Origin of the sequence: Ectopseudomonas composti (assembly GCF_001567565.1) — a bacterium.
Taxonomy (GTDB): Bacteria; Pseudomonadota; Gammaproteobacteria; order Pseudomonadales; family Pseudomonadaceae; genus Aquipseudomonas; species Aquipseudomonas composti_A.
The window spans coordinates 225,968-243,997 of record NZ_LSSW01000020.1 but is presented as its reverse complement, the minus strand read 5'-3'; the positions used below and the strand labels follow the sequence as shown (position 1 = coordinate 243,997).

The window sequence follows — 18,030 nt, the reverse complement described above, 5'->3', positions numbered from 1 at the left end:
GCAGGGTTACCAGCTCAGGCTGTTGCCACTCAAGCGCGCCCGCTGGCCATAGGGCCAGGGATAATTGACGTCACCGTGGCCACTGGGGAGGTCGCCGTACAGCGCGACGCCCAGCGGCGCCAGGTACTCGCCGACGATCTGCTCCAGGCTGTGGTGCACGCCGCGTTGCGGACAGTCGGTGAAACTGCCCAGGCATACGGCGCGTGGTCGCTTCCCGGAGAAACTGTGCAGCAGCTGCCAGAGGCTGCGTTCGAGTCTGTAGTAGGGCTCGCCGACGTCTTCCAGAATCAGGATCGAGTCCTCGGCCAGGCGCATCGCCGCGCCAGTGCCGCATGCGCTGGCCAATGCCGTCAGGTTGCCGCCCTGCAAGGTGCCTTCGATGGCTAGTTGCGGGCCGCTGATGTGACGCAGGGGTAGCTGGCGGTGCTGGCCCTTGAGCAGACTCCACAGCGCCTGCATCGAGGCCAGGCGCTCGCGCTGGCCACCAGGGGCAGACAGCGCCTGATGACCGAGCGCCGTGGCCACCGGGCCGTGAATGGCCGGCAAGCCTCGTTGCTGAAAGGCATCGAGCAGGATCGACAGGTCGGAAAAACCGATCAGCGGACGCGGGCTGGCCTGGCGCAGCAGGCTCCAGTCGATGTCCGCCACCAGTTGCGCGCAACCGTAGCCGCCACGCAGGCACCAGACGGCGCTGATATCAGGCAGGCTGAAGGCCTGGTGCAGGTCTTCCAGGCGCTGCTCCGGCGTGCCGGCCAGGTAGCGATGGCGGGCGCGCACGTGCCGGCCCAGGTGATAGCGGATGCCCAGCACATCGAGCTGGGCCAGGGTCGCTTCCAGTACCTCTTCGGCAATCGCGGCGGCGGGGGCGATCAGCGCCAGGCGGCCGTCGAACACTTGGCTCATCCGCGGCCTCGGGTGCGGGTCTGGCCGGGTTCGGCGTTCTTTTCCAGGTGCTGGATGATCATCCCGGCGACGTCCTTGCCGGTGGTGGTCTCGATGCCCTCCAGGCCTGGCGAGGAGTTCACCTCCATTACCAATGGGCCATGGTTGGAGCGCAGGATATCGACCCCGGCCACGTTCAGGCCCATCACGCGGGCGGCGCGCACGGCGGTCATGCGTTCCTCCGGGGTGATCTTGATCAGGCTGGCGCTACCGCCCCGGTGCAGGTTGGAGCGGAATTCGCCGGCCTTGGCCTGGCGTTTCATCGCTGCGATCACCTTGTCGCCGACCACGAAGCAGCGGATATCGGCGCCGCCGGCTTCCTGGATGTATTCCTGGACCATGATGTCCTGCTTGAGACCGAGGAAGGCCTCGATCACCGATTCGGCCGCTTTGTGCGTCTCGGCCAGCACCACGCCCATGCCCTGGGTGCCCTCCAGGACCTTGATCACCAGCGGCGCACCGCCGACCATCTGGATCAGGTCGGGAATGTCGTCCGGCGAGTGAGCGAAGCCGGTGACCGGCAGGCCGATGCCCTTGCGCGAGAGCAGTTGCAGGGCGCGCAGCTTGTCGCGCGAGCGGCTGATGGCCACCGACTCGTTGAGCGGGTAGACACCCATCATCTCGAACTGACGCAGCACCGCGCAGCCATAGAAGGTCACCGAAGCGCCGATGCGCGGGATCACCGCATCGAACCCCTCCATGGCCTGGCCGCGATAGTGGATCTGCGGCTTGTGGCTGGCGATGTTCATGTAGGCGCGCAGGGTATCGATCACCACCATTTCGTGGCCACGCTGCTGGCCGGCCTCCACCAGTCGGCGGGTGGAATACAGACGCGGGTTACGCGACAGCACGGCGATCTTCATTGGGCACCTGGAAGGGCAGAGGAGAGTGAGGGTTTGTCCTGCACGTAGCTGAGAGCAGGATTGACCACCAGTTGGCCGGTGATCAGCGCCTTGGAACCGAGCAGTACGCGATAGCGCATGGTCTTGCGACAGGCCAGGGTGAATTCCACTGGCCACAGGCGATCGCCCAGGGCCAGGTGGGTACGAATCACGTAGCGGCTCTGCGCCTGACCGTTGGAACTCTTGATGCGTTTGACCGAGACCAGCTGCGCCTCGCAGCGATGGCGCCTCTGTACCTGGGTGCCGAGGTAGGCGGTGAAGCGCACCCAGTCTTCGCCATCGCGCTGGAACGGCTGGATGTCGCTGGCATGCAGACTGGAGGTGCTGGCACCGGTGTCGATCTTGGCACGCAGGCCGATGATGCCGAGCTCGGGCAGATTGATCCACTCACGCAGGCCGATCACGCTGAGCTGGTCGAAAGTCTTCAAGGTGGGAGTGTCCCCTGCGGCCGACAACGCCTATGATTCCGCGCATTCTAGTTGTGTCGTGTGACAACTGCATCCGCTGCGCGTGCGAATGCCAAACCCCTTCAGAGTATTAGATGAGCGAAAAAGACGACGACAAGGTGCGCCTGGACAAATGGTTGTGGGCGGCGCGCTTCTACAAGACCCGAGCCCTGGCCAAGGCGGCTATAGAAGGTGGCAAGGTGCACCACCGCGGTGACCGCTGCAAGCCGGGCAAGGAGCCCAGGGTCGGTGATGAATATGTGTTGCGTACCGGTTTCGACGAACGCACCGTGGTCGTGCTGGCGCTGTCCGCCGTGCGCCGTGGCGCGCCCGAGGCGCAACTGCTCTACCGTGAAACCGAAGAGAGCATCGCGCGCCGCGAACAGGCTGCGGCGATGCGCAAGGCCGGTGGCCTCGGCGTACAGACCGACGGTCGTCCGAGCAAGAAGCAGCGCCGACAGATCCACCAGTTCAACGAGCAGCAGGATGGCGGCTTGCGCCACCCCTGGGCGGACGAGGACGAATAGCGCTACCTGCCCGTAGGATGTGCTGTGCTGCGCACCGCACCGCCCCTACACCGACCGATGTTGGCGCAGCCTTGGGCTGGCGGGGCAGCACGCTTGCCTGTAGCCCGGATTGCACCGGGCTACTTCGTTCAGCGTCCGCTGACGATGCTCAGGCGGCCCAGCAGGGGGAGTTTGCTCAGGCGCGAGGTGATCGGCAGGGTGATCTTCTCCAGCCATTCGCTGGCGTGATAGCCCAGAGGGGTGTAACAGCTCCAGGCCAGCGCCAGCAGGCTGAGGAATACGCCGCCGACGAAGGCGTCTGCCCCCCAGTGAGCGCCCGCCACCAGGCGCGGCAATATGCCGACCACGGTAATGCCCCAGACCAGCAGCAGGCGCCAGCCGCGGGCGAAGAAGCTCATGAAGTAGGCCCAGATCAGCAGCACGGAGGCGTGGTCACCGGGGAAGCTGCGGCTGGCGCTGTCCTTCAGGTCCCAGCGTTCTTCCCAGGCCGGGAACATTTCGGTCAGGCGCGCGCTGCCTTCTACCACCAGGGACGGACTGGCGTGCTGCCAGCCCATGTATTCGACCAGATCGGAAAACAGCACGCGTATCAGCAGCATCACCACCAGGGCGACCAGGAAGGCGAACAGTGCCCGGCGCACCTGCGGCCCGGTGAACACCAGGTCGGCCTTGAGCATGACCGCCAGCATGACCACGCCAACGCCCGCATCGACCGGGCGCATGCTGCCGATGGCCCAGATGTGTGCCCACAGGCCGCCAGCGTGTACCGGGTCGTTGAGCAGCTTGAACAGCCACAGGTCGAAGTGGTTCCACAGCTCGCGCGTGGGTTGCCATAACCAGCTGACGAGCAGCACGACGGCCACGAGGTGGCAGACCAGCAGGGCGCGTGGTTGCCAGTGGCGATTGATGAACGTGCTCGACATGAGAAGTCCCTTTGCAGATTTATGACAGACCCTTTCGGGCGCGCGGATGATAGGCACTCTTGGCGACAGTGCAAGGCCATCTGTGCGGCTGTTCAGTCCAGGTTCAGGGCTGAATCCGTTTTTTGTGAGCGCGCGCACATGACGTTCGGGCCTTGGTTGTGCCGGCATTTGTGCATAAAATCGCCAGCCTTTTTTACAGACCCTGGGCCACCCGCCATGAACGACTTCAGTCAACGCTTTCTCTTCGACGACACCGATGTGCGTGGTGAGATGGTCGCTCTGCGCGAGAGCTACGCTCATGTGCTGGCCAAACACGCCTACCCGCAGCCGGTGGCACAGCTACTCGGCGAGATGATGGCCGCTGCCGCGTTGCTGGTCGGTACCCTCAAGTTCGACGGCCTGCTGGTGCTGCAGGCGCGCTCCGAAGGCCCGCTGTCGCTGCTGATGGTGGAGTGCTCCAGCGCCCGTGAGCTGCGCGGCATTGCCCGTTACGACGGCGAGCAGATCGGCGCCGATGCCGACCTGCAGAGCCTGATGCCCCAAGGTGTGCTGGCAATCACCATCGATCCGACCCGTGGCCAGCGCTACCAGGGTATCGTCGACCTGGACGGCGTGGACCTGGCGCAGTGCCTGTCCAACTACTTCGCCAGCTCCGAGCAGTTGCCGACGCGCTTCTGGCTCAAGGCCGACGGCCAACGTGCGCGCGGTCTGCTGCTGCAGCAACTGCCGGTGCACCACCAGACCGAGCCCGAGGCACGCGCCGAGAGCTGGAACCACGTGCTGACCCTGGCTGACACCCTGAGCGCCGAAGAGCTGCTGGGCCTGGACAACGCGACGCTGCTGCATCGCCTCTACCACGAAGAGAATGTGCGTCTGTTCGACGAGCAGCCGCTGCAGTTTCGCTGCAGCTGCTCGCGTGAGCGCTCGGCCAGTGCCCTGGCCAGCCTCGGTCAGGCCGATGCCGAGCTCTTGCTGGCCGAGCAGGGCGGTAGCGTGGTGATCGACTGTCAGTTCTGTAACGAACGCTATGCCTTCGATGCCGCCGACATCGCCCAGCTGTTCGCCGGAGCCGGTAGCGAGGCGCCGTCGCAGACCCGTCACTGATGAACCTCTCGCGCCAATAGACTGTCACTATCGGGGCAAGATCGGATCGGAGGCTGCCAAGCTGATCGCTTTTCTGGCATACTCCCGCGACTTTTTTACCGTGTAGCGCAGTTGCCCCTGTACTACACAACGTTCGGAAGACTCGGCCAGCGGCCGACGGGGACCCTCATGACGCAAGCCAACAACGCCGTGTACACCGACATCAGCGCCGCGCAACTGGTCGAAGAAGCCATTCGCCGTGGTGAAGGGGAACTGGCCGCCAACGGCGCGCTGGTCGTACGCACCGGTCATCGCACTGGCCGCTCGCCGGCTGATCGATTCATCGTTCAGGAGCCGAGCACCGAGGCTCAAATCGCCTGGGGCAACATCAACCGTCCGTTCCCAGCCGACAAGTTCGCTGCCCTGTGGGAGCGTGTCGAGGCCTTCAACGCCGCTCAGGATCACTTCGTTTCCTACGTTCACGTCGGCTCCGCCGAAGAGCACTACCTGCCGGTCAAGATGACCACCGCTACCGCCTGGCAGAACCTGTTCGGCCGTCAGCTGTTCATCAACCCCGAGTCCTACAACCCGGGCGCCAAGGCCGAGTGGCAGATCCTCAACGTCGCCAATTTCGAGTGCGTGCCTGAGCGTGACGGCACCAACTCCGACGGCTGCGTGATCATCAACTTCGCAGCGCGCAAGGTGCTGATCGCCGGCATGCGTTACGCCGGTGAAATGAAGAAAGCCATGTTCTCCGTGCAGAACTTCCTGCTGCCGGAAAAAGACGTGCTGCCGATGCACTGCGCCGCCAACATCGGCGAAGAAGGCGACGTGACCCTGTTCTTCGGTCTGTCCGGCACCGGCAAGACCACCCTGTCCGCCGACGAGTCGCGTTACCTGATCGGTGATGACGAGCACGGCTGGGGCGAGGGCGTGGTGTTCAACGTCGAAGGTGGCTGCTACGCCAAGTGCATCGACCTGTCCGAGAAGAACGAGCCGGTGATCTGGAAAGCCATCCAGTTCGGCACCGTGCTGGAAAACGTCGTGCTCGACGACAGCCGTACTCCGGATTACGCCGACGACAGCCTGACCCAGAACAGCCGCGCGGCCTACCCGCTGGAGTACGTCGAGAAGCGCAGCGAGAAGAATCTGGGCGGCGAGCCGAATGCCGTGATCTTCCTGACCTGCGACCTGACCGGCGTACTGCCGCCGGTGTCGATCCTCAATAACGAGCAGGCGGCCTACCACTTCCTGTCCGGCTACACCGCGCTGGTCGGTTCCACCGAAATGGGTTCGGGCGGCGGCATCAAGTCGACCTTCTCCACCTGCTTCGGCGCGCCGTTCTTCCCGCGTCCGGCTGGCGTCTATGCCGAGCTGCTGATCAAGCGCATCAACGCCTTCGGCTCCAAGGTCTACCTGGTCAACACCGGCTGGACTGGCGGCGGCTATGGCGTCGGCAAGCGCTTCAACATCCCCACCACCCGTGGCGTGATCGCGGCCATCCAGAGCGGCGCGCTGATCGGTGCCGAGACCGAGCACCTGCCGATCATCAACCTGGACGTGCCGAAGGCCGTGCCGGGCGTCGACACCAACCTGCTCAACCCGCGCAACACCTGGGCTGACAAGAACGCCTACGACGAAGCCGCCAAGGGCCTGGCCAAGCTGTTCATCGATAACTTCGCCAAGTTCGATGTCAGTGAAGCGATCAAGAACGCCGGCCCGCAGCTGTAAGCTGAGCCGTGTTCTCTGACAAAGCCGCCTTCGGGCGGCTTTGTCATTCATGGGGTAGGGTGCGCCGAGCGCACCGGCTTCATCGGTCAATACGGCGGTGCGCATGGCGCACCCTACGCGACCGCGCTATGGTCATGGGCCATTCAGCGGTCAACGGAGTGACAGCGCATGTCCACCCTCAAACGTGTCTTCGGCTTCGAGCGTCTGCGCCCCGGTCAGGAGGCGGTGATCAGTGCCGTGCTCGCTGGCCGCTCGGCGGCGGCGATCTTCCCCACCGGCTCGGGCAAGTCCCTGTGCTACCAGTTGCCGGCGTTGCACCTGCCGCACCTGACGCTGGTGATTTCCCCGCTGCTGGCGCTGATGCAGGATCAACTGGCCTTCCTGCATGCCCATGGCATCGCGGCGGCCAGCATCGACTCGGCGCAAAGTCGCGAGCAGGCTGCCGAGGTGATGAACCGCGCCCGCAGCGGCGAGCTGAAGATCCTGATGATCTCGGTGGAGCGCCTGAAAAACGAGCGCTTTCGCAACTTCATCGCCCAGGTGCCGATCTCTCTGCTGGTAGTCGACGAGGCGCACTGCATCTCCGAGTGGGGCCACAACTTCCGCCCGGACTACCTCAAGCTGCCCGACTACCAGCGCCAGTTCGGCATCAATCAGGTGCTGCTGCTCACCGCTACGGCGACGCCCAAGGTGATCGCCGACATGCGCGAGAAATTCGCCATCGCCGAGGCGGATGTGGTCACCACCGGCTTCTATCGACCCAACCTCAATCTGCTGGTCGAGCCGGTGCCCGGCGGCGCCAAGTTGCGGCGCCTGCAGGATTGGCTGGCACCGCGTTGCGGCCAGGCGAGCATCGTCTACGTCACCCAGCAGAAGAGCGCCGAGCAGGTCGCCGAACGCCTGGCGCGCGACGGCCTGGCGGTCAGCGCCTACCACGCCGGTATGGCGCACGAGGCACGCGAGTCGATCCAGCGCCGTTTCATGGCCGGCGAGCTGGAATGCATCGTCGCTACCATCGCCTTCGGCATGGGCATCGACAAGCGTGACATCCGCAATGTGGTGCACTTCGACTTGCCCAAGTCGGTGGAGAACTACAGCCAGGAGATCGGTCGTGCCGGGCGCGATGGTCAGGCTTCGGATTGTCTGGTGTTGGCCAGCCGCGACGGCCTCAGCGTGCTGGAGAACTTCGTCTATGGCGACACGCCAGAACTCTCTGGCATTCGCGCCGTGCTCGACGACCTACGCGCGGTCGGCACGGGTGGGCAGTGGGAGCTGATGCTCAATCAGCTGGCGGATCTGAGCAATATCCGCGCGCTGCCGCTCAAGACCCTGCTGGTGCAGCTGGAGCTGCGTGGCGTCATTGCGCCGCGCTATGCCTACTTCGCCGAGTACCGCTTCAAGTTGCTGCTCGATGACGAGGCGCTGCTGGCCAAGTTCGACGGCGAGCGCCGTCTGTTCGTAGAGTCCATCCTGTCCAGCTCTCGCCGCGCGCGGACGTGGAATACCCTGGATTTCGATGTGCTGTACCGCGATCACGGCGCCGAGCGTGCGCGGGTGGTCAAAGCGCTGGATTACTTCCAGGAAAAGGGCTGGCTGGAGCTGGAAAGCAAGCAGATGACCGAGGTCTATGCCGTGCTCGACGGCGACTTCGATGTGGCGGCGCTGGCCAATGATCTGCACGCGCACTTTCGCGCTCATGAGAGCAGCGAAATCGCCCGCATCCAGGCCATGCTCGCCCTGTTCGAGAGCCGTGAATGCCTGAGCCGGCGCCTGGCGCTGTACTTCGGTGATGAGCAGGCGCCCGAGCATTGTGGGCATTGCTCGGTATGCCTGGGACGTGTCGCCACCCTGCCGCAACCGCCAGAGCTGCCGCCGTTGAGCGCTCGTGATGCGCAGGCGCTATGCGCGGCCTTCGTCGAAAAGCACCTGCAGCACGCCGGCGAAAGACCGAGCCATGAGTGCCTGACGCGCTTTCTCTGTGGTGTGACCACGCCGCTGTTGACCAAGCTCAAGGCGCGTCAGCTGGCCGGCTTCGCTGCGCTGGAGGATTACCCTTACGCTGAAGTGCGAACCTGGCTCGAGACGTCGATCTCGTAGCGCATCCTACGGGATGGCGCGCTGTCCTTCGGCCAGTGTCCAGTCCACCAGCTCGCGGGACAATTGATCGCCGGCCTGACCGAAGGCCGTCACCACCGAGGCAATCGAGGTGTCGCGTGCCGGCTGGCTGACGCTGAAGCGGCGGCTGGCGAGGATGCGTTGGTCGCGTGCGTCGACCAGGCGCACATCGAGCTGGATCAGCGCCTCGGCAACACCGTCGCGGTACTGGCTGTGGAAGCTGCGCAGGTCGCTGACCAGCTCGAGGTCGGCCTGCAGGCGCTGTTCCTCGTTGCTCAGTGCCTGAATCCGTCCGTCGTCGTGGAAGGCGTCGAGCAGGCGGCCGCGCAGCAACTGCGGGGTGCGCTCGCTCCAGCGTACGCCCTGATAGGTGTTGATCCGGCCCGGCTCGGGCAACACGATGATGCGCGTGCCGTCGAGCATCTGGTTGCTGCTCGGGCTGTCCACCCGCAAGGACCAGTCGACGCGCTGGGTTTGCGCCGGCAGCATGGCGCCCGGCAGCAGGTAGATATCCAGCGGTTCGCTCTGCGGCAGGATCGAGCAGGCGCCGAGCAGGCTGGCGGCCAGCAGCAGGGACAGACGCTTCATGGTTGGAACTCCTTGATGCTGTCGTTGCGCAGCAGGTAGCCGGTGGGGTCCTGCTCCAGGCGACGGGAGAAGCCGCGCAGGGCACTGAGGGTGTCGTGCAGTTCGCCAATCGCCGGGCCCAGCTCGGCGAGGCCCTGCATGCCGTTGTCCAGCGCACTGCGATTGCTCTGCAGCAGCTCCTCGATAGTGCGGCTGCTGCGTTCCAGCGAAGCCATCAGGCGCTCGGCATTCTCCAGCACCTGGCTGCCCTGGCCGTCGAGCAGGTGATTGGCGGTGCGCATCAGCTCGGCCGCTTCGCGGGTGGCGGCACTGGTCTGGCGCAGGACTTCGCCCAGCTCACCGCGTTGCTCGGCGATACCTGCAGTGGCCTGCTCCAGATTCTCCAGGGTGCGCGACACGCGCTCGGCGTTCTCACGCGACAGCATGCGGTTGGCGCGGTTGAGCAGGCGCGTGATGTTGACCACCAGGTCTTCGCCGTTGGCCATCAGCCGCGACAGCGGTGAACGGTCGGCGATGATGATGCCGGGCTTTCCATTCTGGCTTTCCAGCGCCGGGCTTTCCGGGCTGCCGCCATGCAACTGGATGACCGCCAGGCCGGTGATGCCGGTGATCGACAGGCGCGCGCGGGTGTCCTGTTTGATGGGGGTATTGCCGACGATGCGAATACGGGCGCGCACGGTGCGTGGGTCGTCCGGGTCGAGCCCCAGTCTGATCACGTCGCCGACCTTGATACCGCTGTACTGCACGGCGCTGCCCTGTGACAGGCCGGTGACCGCCTCGTTGAAGATCACCTCGTAGTCGGTGAAGGCGCGGTCCGCTCCAGCCTTGCTCAGCCACAGGCCGAACAGCAGTGCCGCGCCCACCGTGAGCACGGTGAACAGGCCGATCAGCACATGATGGGCTCTGGGTTCCATTCATTGACTCCCTGCCGCCGCAGCGGTCTGTGCGGCCGCGCGTCCACGCGGGCCGTGAAAATATTCCTGAATCCAGGCGTCGTCGGTGGCCGCCACCACGTCCAGACGATCGGCCACCAGCACCTTCTTCTGCGCCAGCACCGCGACCCGGTCGCAGATGCTGTACAGCGTGTCCAGGTCGTGGGTCACCAGAAACACGCTCAAGCCCAGGCTGTCGCTCAGGGTGCGGATCAGTTGGTCGAAGGCCGCCGCGCCAATCGGGTCGAGGCCGGCGGTGGGCTCGTCGAGAAACAGGATGTCCGGGTCCAGTGCCAGGGCGCGGGCCAGGGCGGCGCGCTTGACCATGCCGCCGGACAGCGAGCTGGGATACTTGCTGCCGGCATCCTGCGGCAGGCCGGCCAGGGCGATCTTGACCCGCGCCAGGCGCTCGGCGGCAGCGCGCGACAGGCCGGCATGCTCGATCAGCGGCAGGGCGACGTTCTCGCTGACGGTCAGCGAGGAGAACAGCGCACCGCGCTGGTAGAGCACACCGAAGCGCCGTTCCAGCTGCGAGCGCTTCTCGGCCGACAGGCTCAGCAGCTCTTCGCCGAAAACGCGTACGGTGCCGGCATTGGGCCGGCGCAGGCCGACGATGCTGCGCAGCAACACCGACTTGCCGGTACCGGAGCCGCCGACCACGCCGAGAATCTCGCCACGGTACAGGTCGAAATCCAGATGTTCGTGCACCACCTGGCTGCCGAAGCGATTGCACAGGTCGCGTACCTCGATGACCTTGTCCCGATTCACCAGCCCATCTCCATCAGGAACAGCGCCGCCAGGGCGTCGAGGAGGATGACCACGAAGATCGACTGGACCACCGCCGAGGTGGTGTGCTCACCCACCGATTGCGCGCTACCACTGACCTTGAAGCCTTCCAGGCAGCCGATCAGGGCGATCAGGAAGGCGAAGATCGGGGCCTTGAGCAGACCCACCAGAAGGTGCCGCAGCAGGTCACTGTCCTGCAGGATCGACAGGTACATGGCGACTGGAATGTCCAGCGACAGGGCGCAGACCAGGGCGCCGCCGAGCATGCCGCTGAGCATGGCGATGAAGGTCAGGATCGGCAGGGCGATGAGCATGGCGAACACCCGCGGCAGCACCAGCAGCTCGATGGGGCTCAGGCCGAGGGTGCGAATGGCGTCGATTTCTTCGTTGGCCTTCATCGAGCCGATCTGTGCGGTGAAGGCGCTGGCGGTGCGGCCAGCCATGAGAATGGCGGTGAGCAGCACGCCGAATTCGCGCAGGAAGGAGAAGGCGACCAGGTTCACCGTGTAGATGCTGGCGCCGAAGTCGGCGAGGATGGTGGCGCCGAGAAAGGCCACCACGGCGCCCACCAGAAAGGTCAGCAGGGCGACGATGGGCACCGCATTGAGCCCGCATTGTTCCAGATGCGCGGCCAGCGAGGTCAGGCGCCAGCGCGCCGGGCGCACGGTTATCGCCAGCATGCTGGTCAGGGTCAGGCCCATGAAACCGAGCAGCGCGCGGCCCTGGTGCCACAGGCTTTCGACCACTTCACCGATATGCCCGAGCACCTCGCGCAGCACCGACGGCTCCGCTGTGGTGTGCGTCTCGCTACTGCCGGCCATGGCGTTGGCTACCGTCAGCAACAGGGAGCGGTGCTGTTCGTCGAGCTGTGCCTGTTGGATCAGCCGGCGCAGTCGTTCACTGCCGAACAGCTCCACCAGCAGGGCTGCACCTGCGGTATCCAAGGCCGCCAGCTGGCTGAGGTCGACGGGCTCCTCGCCCTGGATCCGTTCGCGCAGGGCCAGAACCTGGGGCTCGAGTCGGTTGTAGTGGGCCAGCGTCCAGTCGCCTCCCAGCCGCAAGCCGCTGGCGGCGTCCGTGCTGCTGGTCTGCTGCGTGGTCAGGTAGGGTGTGGTCATCGCCACAGCTTAGCGCCGCACGGGCGCATCCGACCAGTCGTGTGGTTCACTCGGCATTGCGCGCTTCTTCCACGGCCAGTTGCTGGATATAGGCAGCGAATCCCGGGTCTTCACCGCGCAACAGTTGCGGCAGGCGTTCGCGGAAATCCTCGCGGCGGCTCCATTCGCGCATGTAATCCTCCCAGGAGTGCCAGCGGCGTCGGCGTTTCTCGTCCATCTTCGGCTCGTAGAGCAGCAGGTAGGCGCGCTCGAACAGCGACACCAGCATGTCGAAGATCACCAGCATGCGCTCCTGCTGCTCGTCGCTGAGATTGGCCGTCGCGCGCTGGCTGCGCAGGCGCAGGTCGGGGTTGGCCAGTACCACTTCGAGAAAGTCGATGTAGGCGTCGGACACCTGCTGCCAGGTGGCGTCTTCCTCGTTCTGCCGTTCCTTGCGCTGTTCGAAGAGAAATACGGCGATGGCAAACGGCAACGCCACCACGGTGACGATGTAGGACAGCAGTTCCCAGTTGGCCGTGTTCATGAGTGCTCTCGCCGGTTATTCCTGAGCCACTCTAGCCACACTAAAGAACGGATGACAGCGCTCTCGACTAGGGTGAAGCTCAGCATTCATCTCTAGCGAGTGTGTCTCATGTCCGTGGAACACCTGGATGTCCTGATCATCGGCGCAGGCCTGTCTGGCGTCGGCGCTGCCTGTCATCTCCAGCGCCAGTGCCCGGGTAAGCGTTTCGCCGTGCTGGAAGGGCGCGAAGCCATGGGCGGGACCTGGGATCTGTTTCGCTATCCGGGCATCCGCTCCGACTCGGACATGTACACCCTCGGCTACAACTTCAAGCCCTGGAGCGACCCCCAGGCCATCGCCGATGGTCCGTCGATCCGCCGCTATATCGAGCAGACCGCCGCCGAGCAGGGTATCGAGCGGCTGATCCGTTATCGCCACAAGGTGCTCAAGGCCGATTGGTGCAGTGCCAGCGCCACCTGGCAACTGCTGGTGCAGCGCGGCGACGACAGCGAGCCGCTGCACATGAGCTGTCAGTTCCTGATGATGTGCACCGGCTACTACCGCTACGAGGCCGGCTACACCCCGGATTTTGCCGGGCGCGATGACTATCGGGGCACCTTCATCCACCCGCAGCAGTGGCCGCAGGGGTTCGACTGCAGCGGCAAGCGCGTGCTGGTGATCGGCAGTGGCGCCACCGCCGTGACCCTGGTGCCGGCGTTGGCCGAGCAGGGCGCGCAGGTCACCATGCTGCAGCGATCACCCAGCTATGTGATCAACTTGCCGCAGCGCGATGGGTTGTCCAATGCGCTGCGCCGTGTTGTGCCCGAGACGTGGGTGTATCGCCTGGCACGCGGCCGCAACGTGACCCTGCAACTGGTGTTCTACAAACTGGCCAAGCGCTTTCCCAACCTGGTGCGCCGAGTGCTGCTGGGATTGGTGCGGCGGCAACTGGGCGACGTCGATCTGCGCCACTTCAGCCCCAGCTACAAGCCCTGGGACCAGCGCGTCTGCGCGGTGCCTGACGGCGATCTGTTCCGCGTGTTGCGCCAGGGCAAGGCGCAGGTGTTGACGGCTGAGATCGAGCGCTTGACCGCGCAAGGTATTCGCCTGAAGAACGGTGAGGAGCTGGCAGCGGATGTGATCGTCAGCGCCACCGGCCTGCAATTGCAGCTGTTCGGCGGTATCGCCGTGAGCGTCGATGGTGCGCCCTTCGAAGCGCCGAAGAGCATGGGCTATCGCGGCATCATGTTGCGTGATCTGCCCAACCTGGCGGTGGTGATGGGCTACACCAATGCCAGCTGGACGCTCAAGGCCGATCTTTCCAGCGAGTACTTCTGCCGCCTGATCAACCATATGCAGCGCATCGGCATGCGTCAGGTGACGCCGCGCGATAGCGACGGCGAGGTGCGGTCAGAGCCCTTTCTCGACCTGCAGTCGGGCTATATCGAACGCGCCTCGCACCTGCTGCCGGCTCAGGGCGACCGCGTGCCATGGAAGCTGCACCAGAACTACCTGCTGGATCTGGCGCTGCTGCGCTACGGCAAGCTGGAGGACGACTATCTGCTGTTCTCCTCCCCGCAGAGAACGGAGCAGGGGGCGTTGACGCAGCCTTGATGGCAACACGGCTATAGCGAATGTCCTACAAAAAAATGCAGAATTGCGCCGCTTTATTTCCTGGCACTGCGCCACTACTATTTTGCGAAGTGCGTCACGGATGAGCTAGCGGGTGCTGGGCACCCCATATAACGAGAGGTCGGCCATGAAGGAACAGCGCCATTTACCGGCACTGCGTGCTCACATCGAGCAACTACTGAACAAGGGCTGGAGCATTTCCAGCCGTAACCCCCTTACCCTGCAGAACGGCCATCGTTGCTATCTCGTCTCCCACGGGATGCTGATCAGCGAGTCGGCTGCGCGCGCTGCCTGATCACTGTTTCCCGACCGTTGCGCCTTTATCCCCTGTGGCGCAGCGGCGTTTTTGGTTACCGGATATTGCGTCTGGGGCCTGCCCTATTTCCTCTGTCGCTACCGTCATCGCCGCGCTGCAGCGGTTTTCCTCTCGACTTGCTTCGTTCGATCTCGTGCCGCCAGTGGATGTAACGCCTTGGCCCTTGCGTGGTCAGTGCCTATAACCAATCGGTCACTGTTCGAGGAACCACGTCATGCCCAGTCGTCGTCGAGTCCTGCAAGGCAGCGCCAGTCTGGCGGCGCTGGCCGCCCTGATGCCCTGGTTACCGTCTTTCGCTTCCGTCTCCGAGACCCTGCTGACCCGGGCCATTCCCAGCAGCGGCGAGCAGTTGCCGGTGATCGGCCTGGGAACCTCACGCACTCATGATGTGGCCATGACCGACGAGGCCCTGCAGCCACTGCGCGACGTGCTGCGGGAACTGGTCAACGGCGGTGCCAGCCTGGTGGATACCGCGCCCAGCTACGGGCGTGCAGAAGCGGTATGCGGTGCCCTGGCTGCTGAAGACGACATGCGCAAGAAGTTGTTTCTGGCCAGCAAGGTGTCCTCCACCGGGCGCGCTGCCGGTGAGCGCCAGGTTCAGGCCAGTTTCGCCGCGCTGCGCACCGACACCATCGACCTGATGCAGGTGCACAACCTGCAGGACACCAGTACTCAGCTCGGCCTGTTGCGCGATCTCAAGGCGCAGGGGCGGGTGCGTTACATCGGCGTTACCCACTATCTGGATTCCGCCCACGATCGTCTGCTCGAGGTCCTGCGCAAGGAGCCGGTGGATTTCGTTCAGTTCAACTATTCCATCGGTGAGCGCAACGCCGAGCGTGAGCTGTTGCCGTTCTGCGCCGACAAGGGCATCGCCGTGCTGATCAACCGGCCATTTCAGCGCGCGGCGCTATTCGATCGGGTCAAGGGCAAGAGCCTGCCGGACTGGGTGGCGATGGAACTGGGCGCCACCTCCTGGGCACAGGTCATGCTCAAGTTCATCCTCGCCAATCCGGCGGTGACCGCAGTGATTCCGGCCTCCTCCAACCCCCGTTATATGGCTGACAACATTCTCGCCGGGCAGGGGCGCTTGCCCGACGCGGCGCAGCGCCAGCGCATCATCGAACTGTTCGCCTGAAATGCAGGCTCTGACCCGGCGCCTGGCGCGGGCGATCAACGCCGAGAGCCAGGAGCTGGCGGCGGTGCTGGCCGGGTTCGCCCTGTTCTTCTGCCTGTTCGCCGGTTATTTCATGCTGCGGCCGATCCGCGAGGCGATGGGCATCACCGGCGGAGTGAACAACCTGCAGTGGCTGTTCAGCGCCACCTTCGTCGCCATGCTGCTGGCGGTGCCGCTGCTGGCCTGGCTCAACTCGAAGGTCCCGCGCATCCATTTCATCGACTGGGTATACGGTTTCTTCTGTCTCAACCTGCTGGTTTTTGTCCTGCTGTTTCGCCTCGATCACGACAGCCTGTGGCTGGCGCGGGTGTTCTACGTGTGGATCTCGGTCTACAACCTGTTCGTCGTATCGGTGGCCTGGAGCCTGATGGCCGACGTGTTCGACGGCGCCCAGGCGCGTCGTCTGTTCGCCTTCATCGCAGCGGGCGCCAGCGTCGGTGGGCTCTGCGGGCCGCTGCTGAGCGCGCTGCTGGTGGGGATTGTCGGTGAATCCGGATTGATGCTGATGGCGGCCGTGCTGCTGGGCGCGGCCATGGCGCTCAAGCGTTACCTGATGACGTGGCGCGAGCGCCAAGGCGCTGGTCGGCCCGGGGCGGTGAGCCGCGAAAATCCGCGCCGCCCGGTGCCGGGCAACCCCTTCAGCGGGCTGACGCGCATGCTCGGCTCGCGTTACCTGCTCGGCATTGGCGCGTTCATCCTGCTGCTGACTTCGGTCAGCACCTTCCTCTATTTCGAGCAGGCGCGCCTGGTGGCCGAGCTGTTTCCGGATCGCGCGGCGCAGGTGCGGGTGTTCGGCGTGATCGATTTCGTCGTGCAGGCCGGTGCCTTGACCGCGCAGTTGTTCATCACCGGCCGGGTGGCGCAGAAGCTCGGCGTGCGGGTGCTGCTGTCGATCGTGCCGGCGTTGGTTTGCCTGGGCTTCGTCGGCCTGGCGCTGGCGCCGACCTTTGCCATGCTGGCGGGGCTGATGATCGTGCGCCGTATCGGTGAATACGCCTTGGTACGGCCGGGGCGGGAAATGCTCTTCGCGCCGCTGGATGCCGAAAGCAAGTACAAGGTGAAGAACTTCATCGACACCGTGGTCTATCGCGGCGGTGATGCCCTCAGCGGCTGGGCCAAGGCCGGTCTGGACTTGCTCGGCCAGGGTGCCTGGCTGGTCGCCATGGTCGGGGCACTGTGCGCCGCGCTATGGGGCGTGCTCGGCTGGTATCTGGGTGGACGTGCGGATCGGGACGCCGAGCGACAGGCGCGCGCGGAACCATCCTGATCACCCTCGCGGCGCAGCCTCAGCATCGGCCACCGCGATGATTTCCTCGATCAGCCATTGCAGCGCCGCATCGCGCTGGCGCTGCGCCAGGCTGACCACTTCCAGGTGGAAGGGGCCGAGGCTGAAGGGCAGTTCGAACAGTTGCAGCGGCAGCAGCGTGGCGAAATGCCGGGCCAGGGCGGTGGGCAGCACGGCGGTCAGCTCGCTGCCGGCGACGATATGCGCGGCCTGCAGGTAGTTGGGCGTGGTGTAGAGAATCTGCCGCGACAGGCCCTGTTCGCCCAGCCACTGATCGACCATGCCGCGGGTCTGGCCGCCATGTACCCAGAGGTGGCGCAGGCGCAGGAACGTGGCTAGGTCCAGATGCCTGTGCAGCAGCGGATGGTCGCTGCGCGCCGCCAGTTTCAGTGTCTCGCTCATCCAGTGGCGGCGAGCGAAGCGCGCGGGGATCTCGTCGAAGCGACCCAGCACCAGATCCAACTCGCCCTTGTCCAGTGCCTCCATCGGCAGGCTTGGGCTGAGGTGGCGAATATCGATGCCGATGCCCGGCGCCTTCTGGCTCAGACGGTCGAGCAGGCGCGGCATGCACACCAGCTCCACGTAATCGGTGACGGCGATGCGAAAGCGCTGGCGGCTTTCACCCGGTTCGAAGCTCTCCCCGGCGCTCAGGCTCTGCTCCAGCTGGCGCAGGGCGCTGCGGATCGGTGCCTCCAGCGCCAACGCCCGTGGTGTCGGTTGCATGCGCCGGCCCACGCGGACCAGCAGCGGATCACCGAGCAGTTCGCGCAGGCGATTCAGTGCATTGCTCACGGCAGGCTGGCTCAGGGCCAGGCGCTCGGCGGCGCGCGAGACGTTCTGTTCGCGCAGCAGGGCGTCGAGTACGCGCAGCAGGTTGAGGTCGAAGTTGCTGAAATTCATATGCTGAATATGTCGTATCACAAGACTAAATTTCAAAAAATAGTAGCGGCTTGCTTATGGTGACCCAAGCTTCTGGGTGCCTTTAAAAACGTAGGCGAGGCAGTCAGCGCAAGGCGAAAACAGGCGAA

At 64.8% G+C, this 18,030-nt stretch carries 18 protein-coding genes; 8 read left to right on the top strand and 10 right to left on the bottom strand.

Annotated elements, in window-relative coordinates:
- Window positions 1-6 precede the first annotated feature (6 nt).
- Genes PCLY_RS07085 through rimB form a run of 3 tightly spaced genes read right to left on the bottom strand, consistent with a single transcriptional unit; the run spans window position 7 to window position 2,272 of the window.
- Window positions 7-903 (bottom strand): S66 peptidase family protein, encoded by an 897-nt coding sequence (locus tag PCLY_RS07085; protein WP_061238590.1) that lies wholly within the window; start codon window positions 901-903, stop codon window positions 7-9.
- On the bottom strand, window positions 900-1,805 hold the full coding sequence (rimK, locus tag PCLY_RS07080; protein WP_061238589.1) for a 30S ribosomal protein S6--L-glutamate ligase: 906 nt from the start codon (window positions 1,803-1,805) through the stop codon (window positions 900-902). Before rimK ends, PCLY_RS07085 begins: the two co-directional genes overlap by 4 nt.
- A complete protein-coding gene (gene rimB, locus PCLY_RS07075; RefSeq protein WP_061238588.1) occupies window positions 1,802-2,272 on the bottom strand; it encodes a retropepsin-like aspartic endopeptidase RimB in 471 nt (156 codons plus the stop codon). The genes rimK and rimB overlap by 4 nt, the downstream gene beginning before the upstream one ends.
- Before the next feature lie 113 nt (window positions 2,273-2,385).
- Here rimB and PCLY_RS07070 point away from each other — a divergent pair, with 113 nt between their 5' ends.
- Window positions 2,386-2,817 carry an RNA-binding S4 domain-containing protein gene (locus PCLY_RS07070; protein WP_061238587.1) on the top strand — a complete coding sequence of 144 codons (432 nt, stop codon included), beginning with the start codon at window positions 2,386-2,388 and terminating at the stop codon, window positions 2,815-2,817.
- 128 nt (window positions 2,818-2,945) lie between these two features.
- Here PCLY_RS07070 and PCLY_RS07065 read toward each other — a convergent pair whose 3' ends face one another.
- Window positions 2,946-3,740, bottom strand: a complete 795-nt coding sequence (locus PCLY_RS07065; protein WP_061238586.1) for a phosphatase PAP2 family protein — start codon at window positions 3,738-3,740, stop codon at window positions 2,946-2,948.
- A 216-nt stretch (window positions 3,741-3,956) separates the two neighbouring features.
- Between PCLY_RS07065 and hslO the strand changes: the two genes are divergently transcribed.
- The 3 genes from hslO (at window position 3,957) to PCLY_RS07050 (ending at window position 8,651) form a co-directional block, all read left to right on the top strand.
- The gene (gene hslO, locus PCLY_RS07060) at window positions 3,957-4,844 is read left to right on the top strand and encodes an Hsp33 family molecular chaperone HslO (protein ID WP_061238585.1); all 888 of its coding nucleotides are present in this window, start codon (window positions 3,957-3,959) and stop codon (window positions 4,842-4,844) included.
- Between the two features lie 168 nt (window positions 4,845-5,012).
- Window positions 5,013-6,554: a phosphoenolpyruvate carboxykinase gene (locus PCLY_RS07055; RefSeq protein WP_061238584.1), complete on the top strand. Its 1,542-nt coding sequence runs from the start codon at window positions 5,013-5,015 to the stop codon at window positions 6,552-6,554.
- 168 nt (window positions 6,555-6,722) lie between these two features.
- Window positions 6,723-8,651: a RecQ family ATP-dependent DNA helicase gene (locus tag PCLY_RS07050; RefSeq protein ID WP_061238583.1), complete on the top strand. Its 1,929-nt coding sequence runs from the start codon at window positions 6,723-6,725 to the stop codon at window positions 8,649-8,651.
- A 6-nt stretch (window positions 8,652-8,657) separates the two neighbouring features.
- On the opposite strand, the gene PCLY_RS07045 is transcribed toward PCLY_RS07050, so the two are convergent.
- The 5 genes from PCLY_RS07045 to PCLY_RS07025 are packed head-to-tail and all read right to left on the bottom strand — an operon-like array spanning window position 8,658 to window position 12,616.
- Entirely contained in the window at window positions 8,658-9,257 is a 600-nt protein-coding gene (locus PCLY_RS07045; protein WP_061238582.1) for an ABC-type transport auxiliary lipoprotein family protein, read from the bottom strand.
- Window positions 9,254-10,171, bottom strand: a complete 918-nt coding sequence (locus tag PCLY_RS07040; RefSeq protein WP_061238581.1) for an MlaD family protein — start codon at window positions 10,169-10,171, stop codon at window positions 9,254-9,256. The genes PCLY_RS07045 and PCLY_RS07040 overlap by 4 nt, the downstream gene beginning before the upstream one ends.
- On the bottom strand, window positions 10,172-10,957 hold the full coding sequence (locus PCLY_RS07035; protein WP_061238580.1) for an ABC transporter ATP-binding protein: 786 nt from the start codon (window positions 10,955-10,957) through the stop codon (window positions 10,172-10,174). It abuts the gene before it with no gap.
- Window positions 10,954-12,093 carry an ABC transporter permease gene (locus PCLY_RS07030; protein WP_061238579.1) on the bottom strand — a complete coding sequence of 380 codons (1,140 nt, stop codon included), beginning with the start codon at window positions 12,091-12,093 and terminating at the stop codon, window positions 10,954-10,956. Before PCLY_RS07030 ends, PCLY_RS07035 begins: the two co-directional genes overlap by 4 nt.
- A 46-nt stretch (window positions 12,094-12,139) precedes the next feature.
- Window positions 12,140-12,616 (bottom strand): hypothetical protein, encoded by a 477-nt coding sequence (locus PCLY_RS07025; protein WP_061238578.1) that lies wholly within the window; start codon window positions 12,614-12,616, stop codon window positions 12,140-12,142.
- 108 nt (window positions 12,617-12,724) lie between these two features.
- Between PCLY_RS07025 and PCLY_RS07020 the strand changes: the two genes are divergently transcribed.
- The 4 genes from PCLY_RS07020 (at window position 12,725) to PCLY_RS07010 (ending at window position 16,984) form a co-directional block, all read left to right on the top strand.
- Window positions 12,725-14,209 (top strand): flavin-containing monooxygenase, encoded by a 1,485-nt coding sequence (locus PCLY_RS07020; protein ID WP_061238577.1) that lies wholly within the window; start codon window positions 12,725-12,727, stop codon window positions 14,207-14,209.
- A 145-nt stretch (window positions 14,210-14,354) separates the two neighbouring features.
- Window positions 14,355-14,522: a hypothetical protein gene (locus PCLY_RS25010; protein WP_197432151.1), complete on the top strand. Its 168-nt coding sequence runs from the start codon at window positions 14,355-14,357 to the stop codon at window positions 14,520-14,522.
- Between the two features lie 235 nt (window positions 14,523-14,757).
- Window positions 14,758-15,678, top strand: a complete 921-nt coding sequence (locus tag PCLY_RS07015; RefSeq protein WP_061238576.1) for an aldo/keto reductase — start codon at window positions 14,758-14,760, stop codon at window positions 15,676-15,678.
- Window position 15,679: 1 nt separating this feature from the next.
- Window positions 15,680-16,984 carry an NTP/NDP exchange transporter gene (locus tag PCLY_RS07010; RefSeq protein ID WP_061238575.1) on the top strand — a complete coding sequence of 435 codons (1,305 nt, stop codon included), beginning with the start codon at window positions 15,680-15,682 and terminating at the stop codon, window positions 16,982-16,984.
- On the opposite strand, the gene PCLY_RS07005 is transcribed toward PCLY_RS07010, so the two are convergent.
- Complete coding sequence (locus PCLY_RS07005; protein WP_061238574.1) at window positions 16,985-17,902, bottom strand: LysR family transcriptional regulator; 918 nt, start codon at window positions 17,900-17,902, stop codon at window positions 16,985-16,987. It lies immediately after the preceding gene.
- Window positions 17,903-18,030: the final 128 nt, after the last annotated feature.

What these genes read in the sequence shown, in the direction of transcription:
- PCLY_RS07055 (WP_061238584.1), top strand. Translation starts at nt 5,013, where the DNA reads ATGACGCAAGCCAACAACGCCGTGTACACCGACATCAGCGCCGCGCAA.
- hslO (WP_061238585.1), top strand. Translation starts at nt 3,957, where the DNA reads ATGAACGACTTCAGTCAACGCTTTCTCTTCGACGACACCGATGTGCGT.
- PCLY_RS07005 (WP_061238574.1), bottom strand. Translation starts at nt 17,902, where the DNA reads ATGAATTTCAGCAACTTCGACCTCAACCTGCTGCGCGTACTCGACGCC.
- PCLY_RS07030 (WP_061238579.1), bottom strand. Translation starts at nt 12,093, where the DNA reads ATGACCACACCCTACCTGACCACGCAGCAGACCAGCAGCACGGACGCC.
- PCLY_RS07015 (WP_061238576.1), top strand. Translation starts at nt 14,758, where the DNA reads ATGCCCAGTCGTCGTCGAGTCCTGCAAGGCAGCGCCAGTCTGGCGGCG.
- PCLY_RS07020 (WP_061238577.1), top strand. Translation starts at nt 12,725, where the DNA reads ATGTCCGTGGAACACCTGGATGTCCTGATCATCGGCGCAGGCCTGTCT.
- PCLY_RS07040 (WP_061238581.1), bottom strand. Translation starts at nt 10,171, where the DNA reads ATGGAACCCAGAGCCCATCATGTGCTGATCGGCCTGTTCACCGTGCTC.
- PCLY_RS25010 (WP_197432151.1), top strand. Translation starts at nt 14,355, where the DNA reads ATGAAGGAACAGCGCCATTTACCGGCACTGCGTGCTCACATCGAGCAA.
- PCLY_RS07025 (WP_061238578.1), bottom strand. Translation starts at nt 12,616, where the DNA reads ATGAACACGGCCAACTGGGAACTGCTGTCCTACATCGTCACCGTGGTG.
- PCLY_RS07085 (WP_061238590.1), bottom strand. Translation starts at nt 903, where the DNA reads ATGAGCCAAGTGTTCGACGGCCGCCTGGCGCTGATCGCCCCCGCCGCC.
- PCLY_RS07050 (WP_061238583.1), top strand. Translation starts at nt 6,723, where the DNA reads ATGTCCACCCTCAAACGTGTCTTCGGCTTCGAGCGTCTGCGCCCCGGT.
- PCLY_RS07070 (WP_061238587.1), top strand. Translation starts at nt 2,386, where the DNA reads ATGAGCGAAAAAGACGACGACAAGGTGCGCCTGGACAAATGGTTGTGG.
- PCLY_RS07045 (WP_061238582.1), bottom strand. Translation starts at nt 9,257, where the DNA reads ATGAAGCGTCTGTCCCTGCTGCTGGCCGCCAGCCTGCTCGGCGCCTGC.
- PCLY_RS07065 (WP_061238586.1), bottom strand. Translation starts at nt 3,740, where the DNA reads ATGTCGAGCACGTTCATCAATCGCCACTGGCAACCACGCGCCCTGCTG.
- rimK (WP_061238589.1), bottom strand. Translation starts at nt 1,805, where the DNA reads ATGAAGATCGCCGTGCTGTCGCGTAACCCGCGTCTGTATTCCACCCGC.
- PCLY_RS07010 (WP_061238575.1), top strand. Translation starts at nt 15,680, where the DNA reads ATGCAGGCTCTGACCCGGCGCCTGGCGCGGGCGATCAACGCCGAGAGC.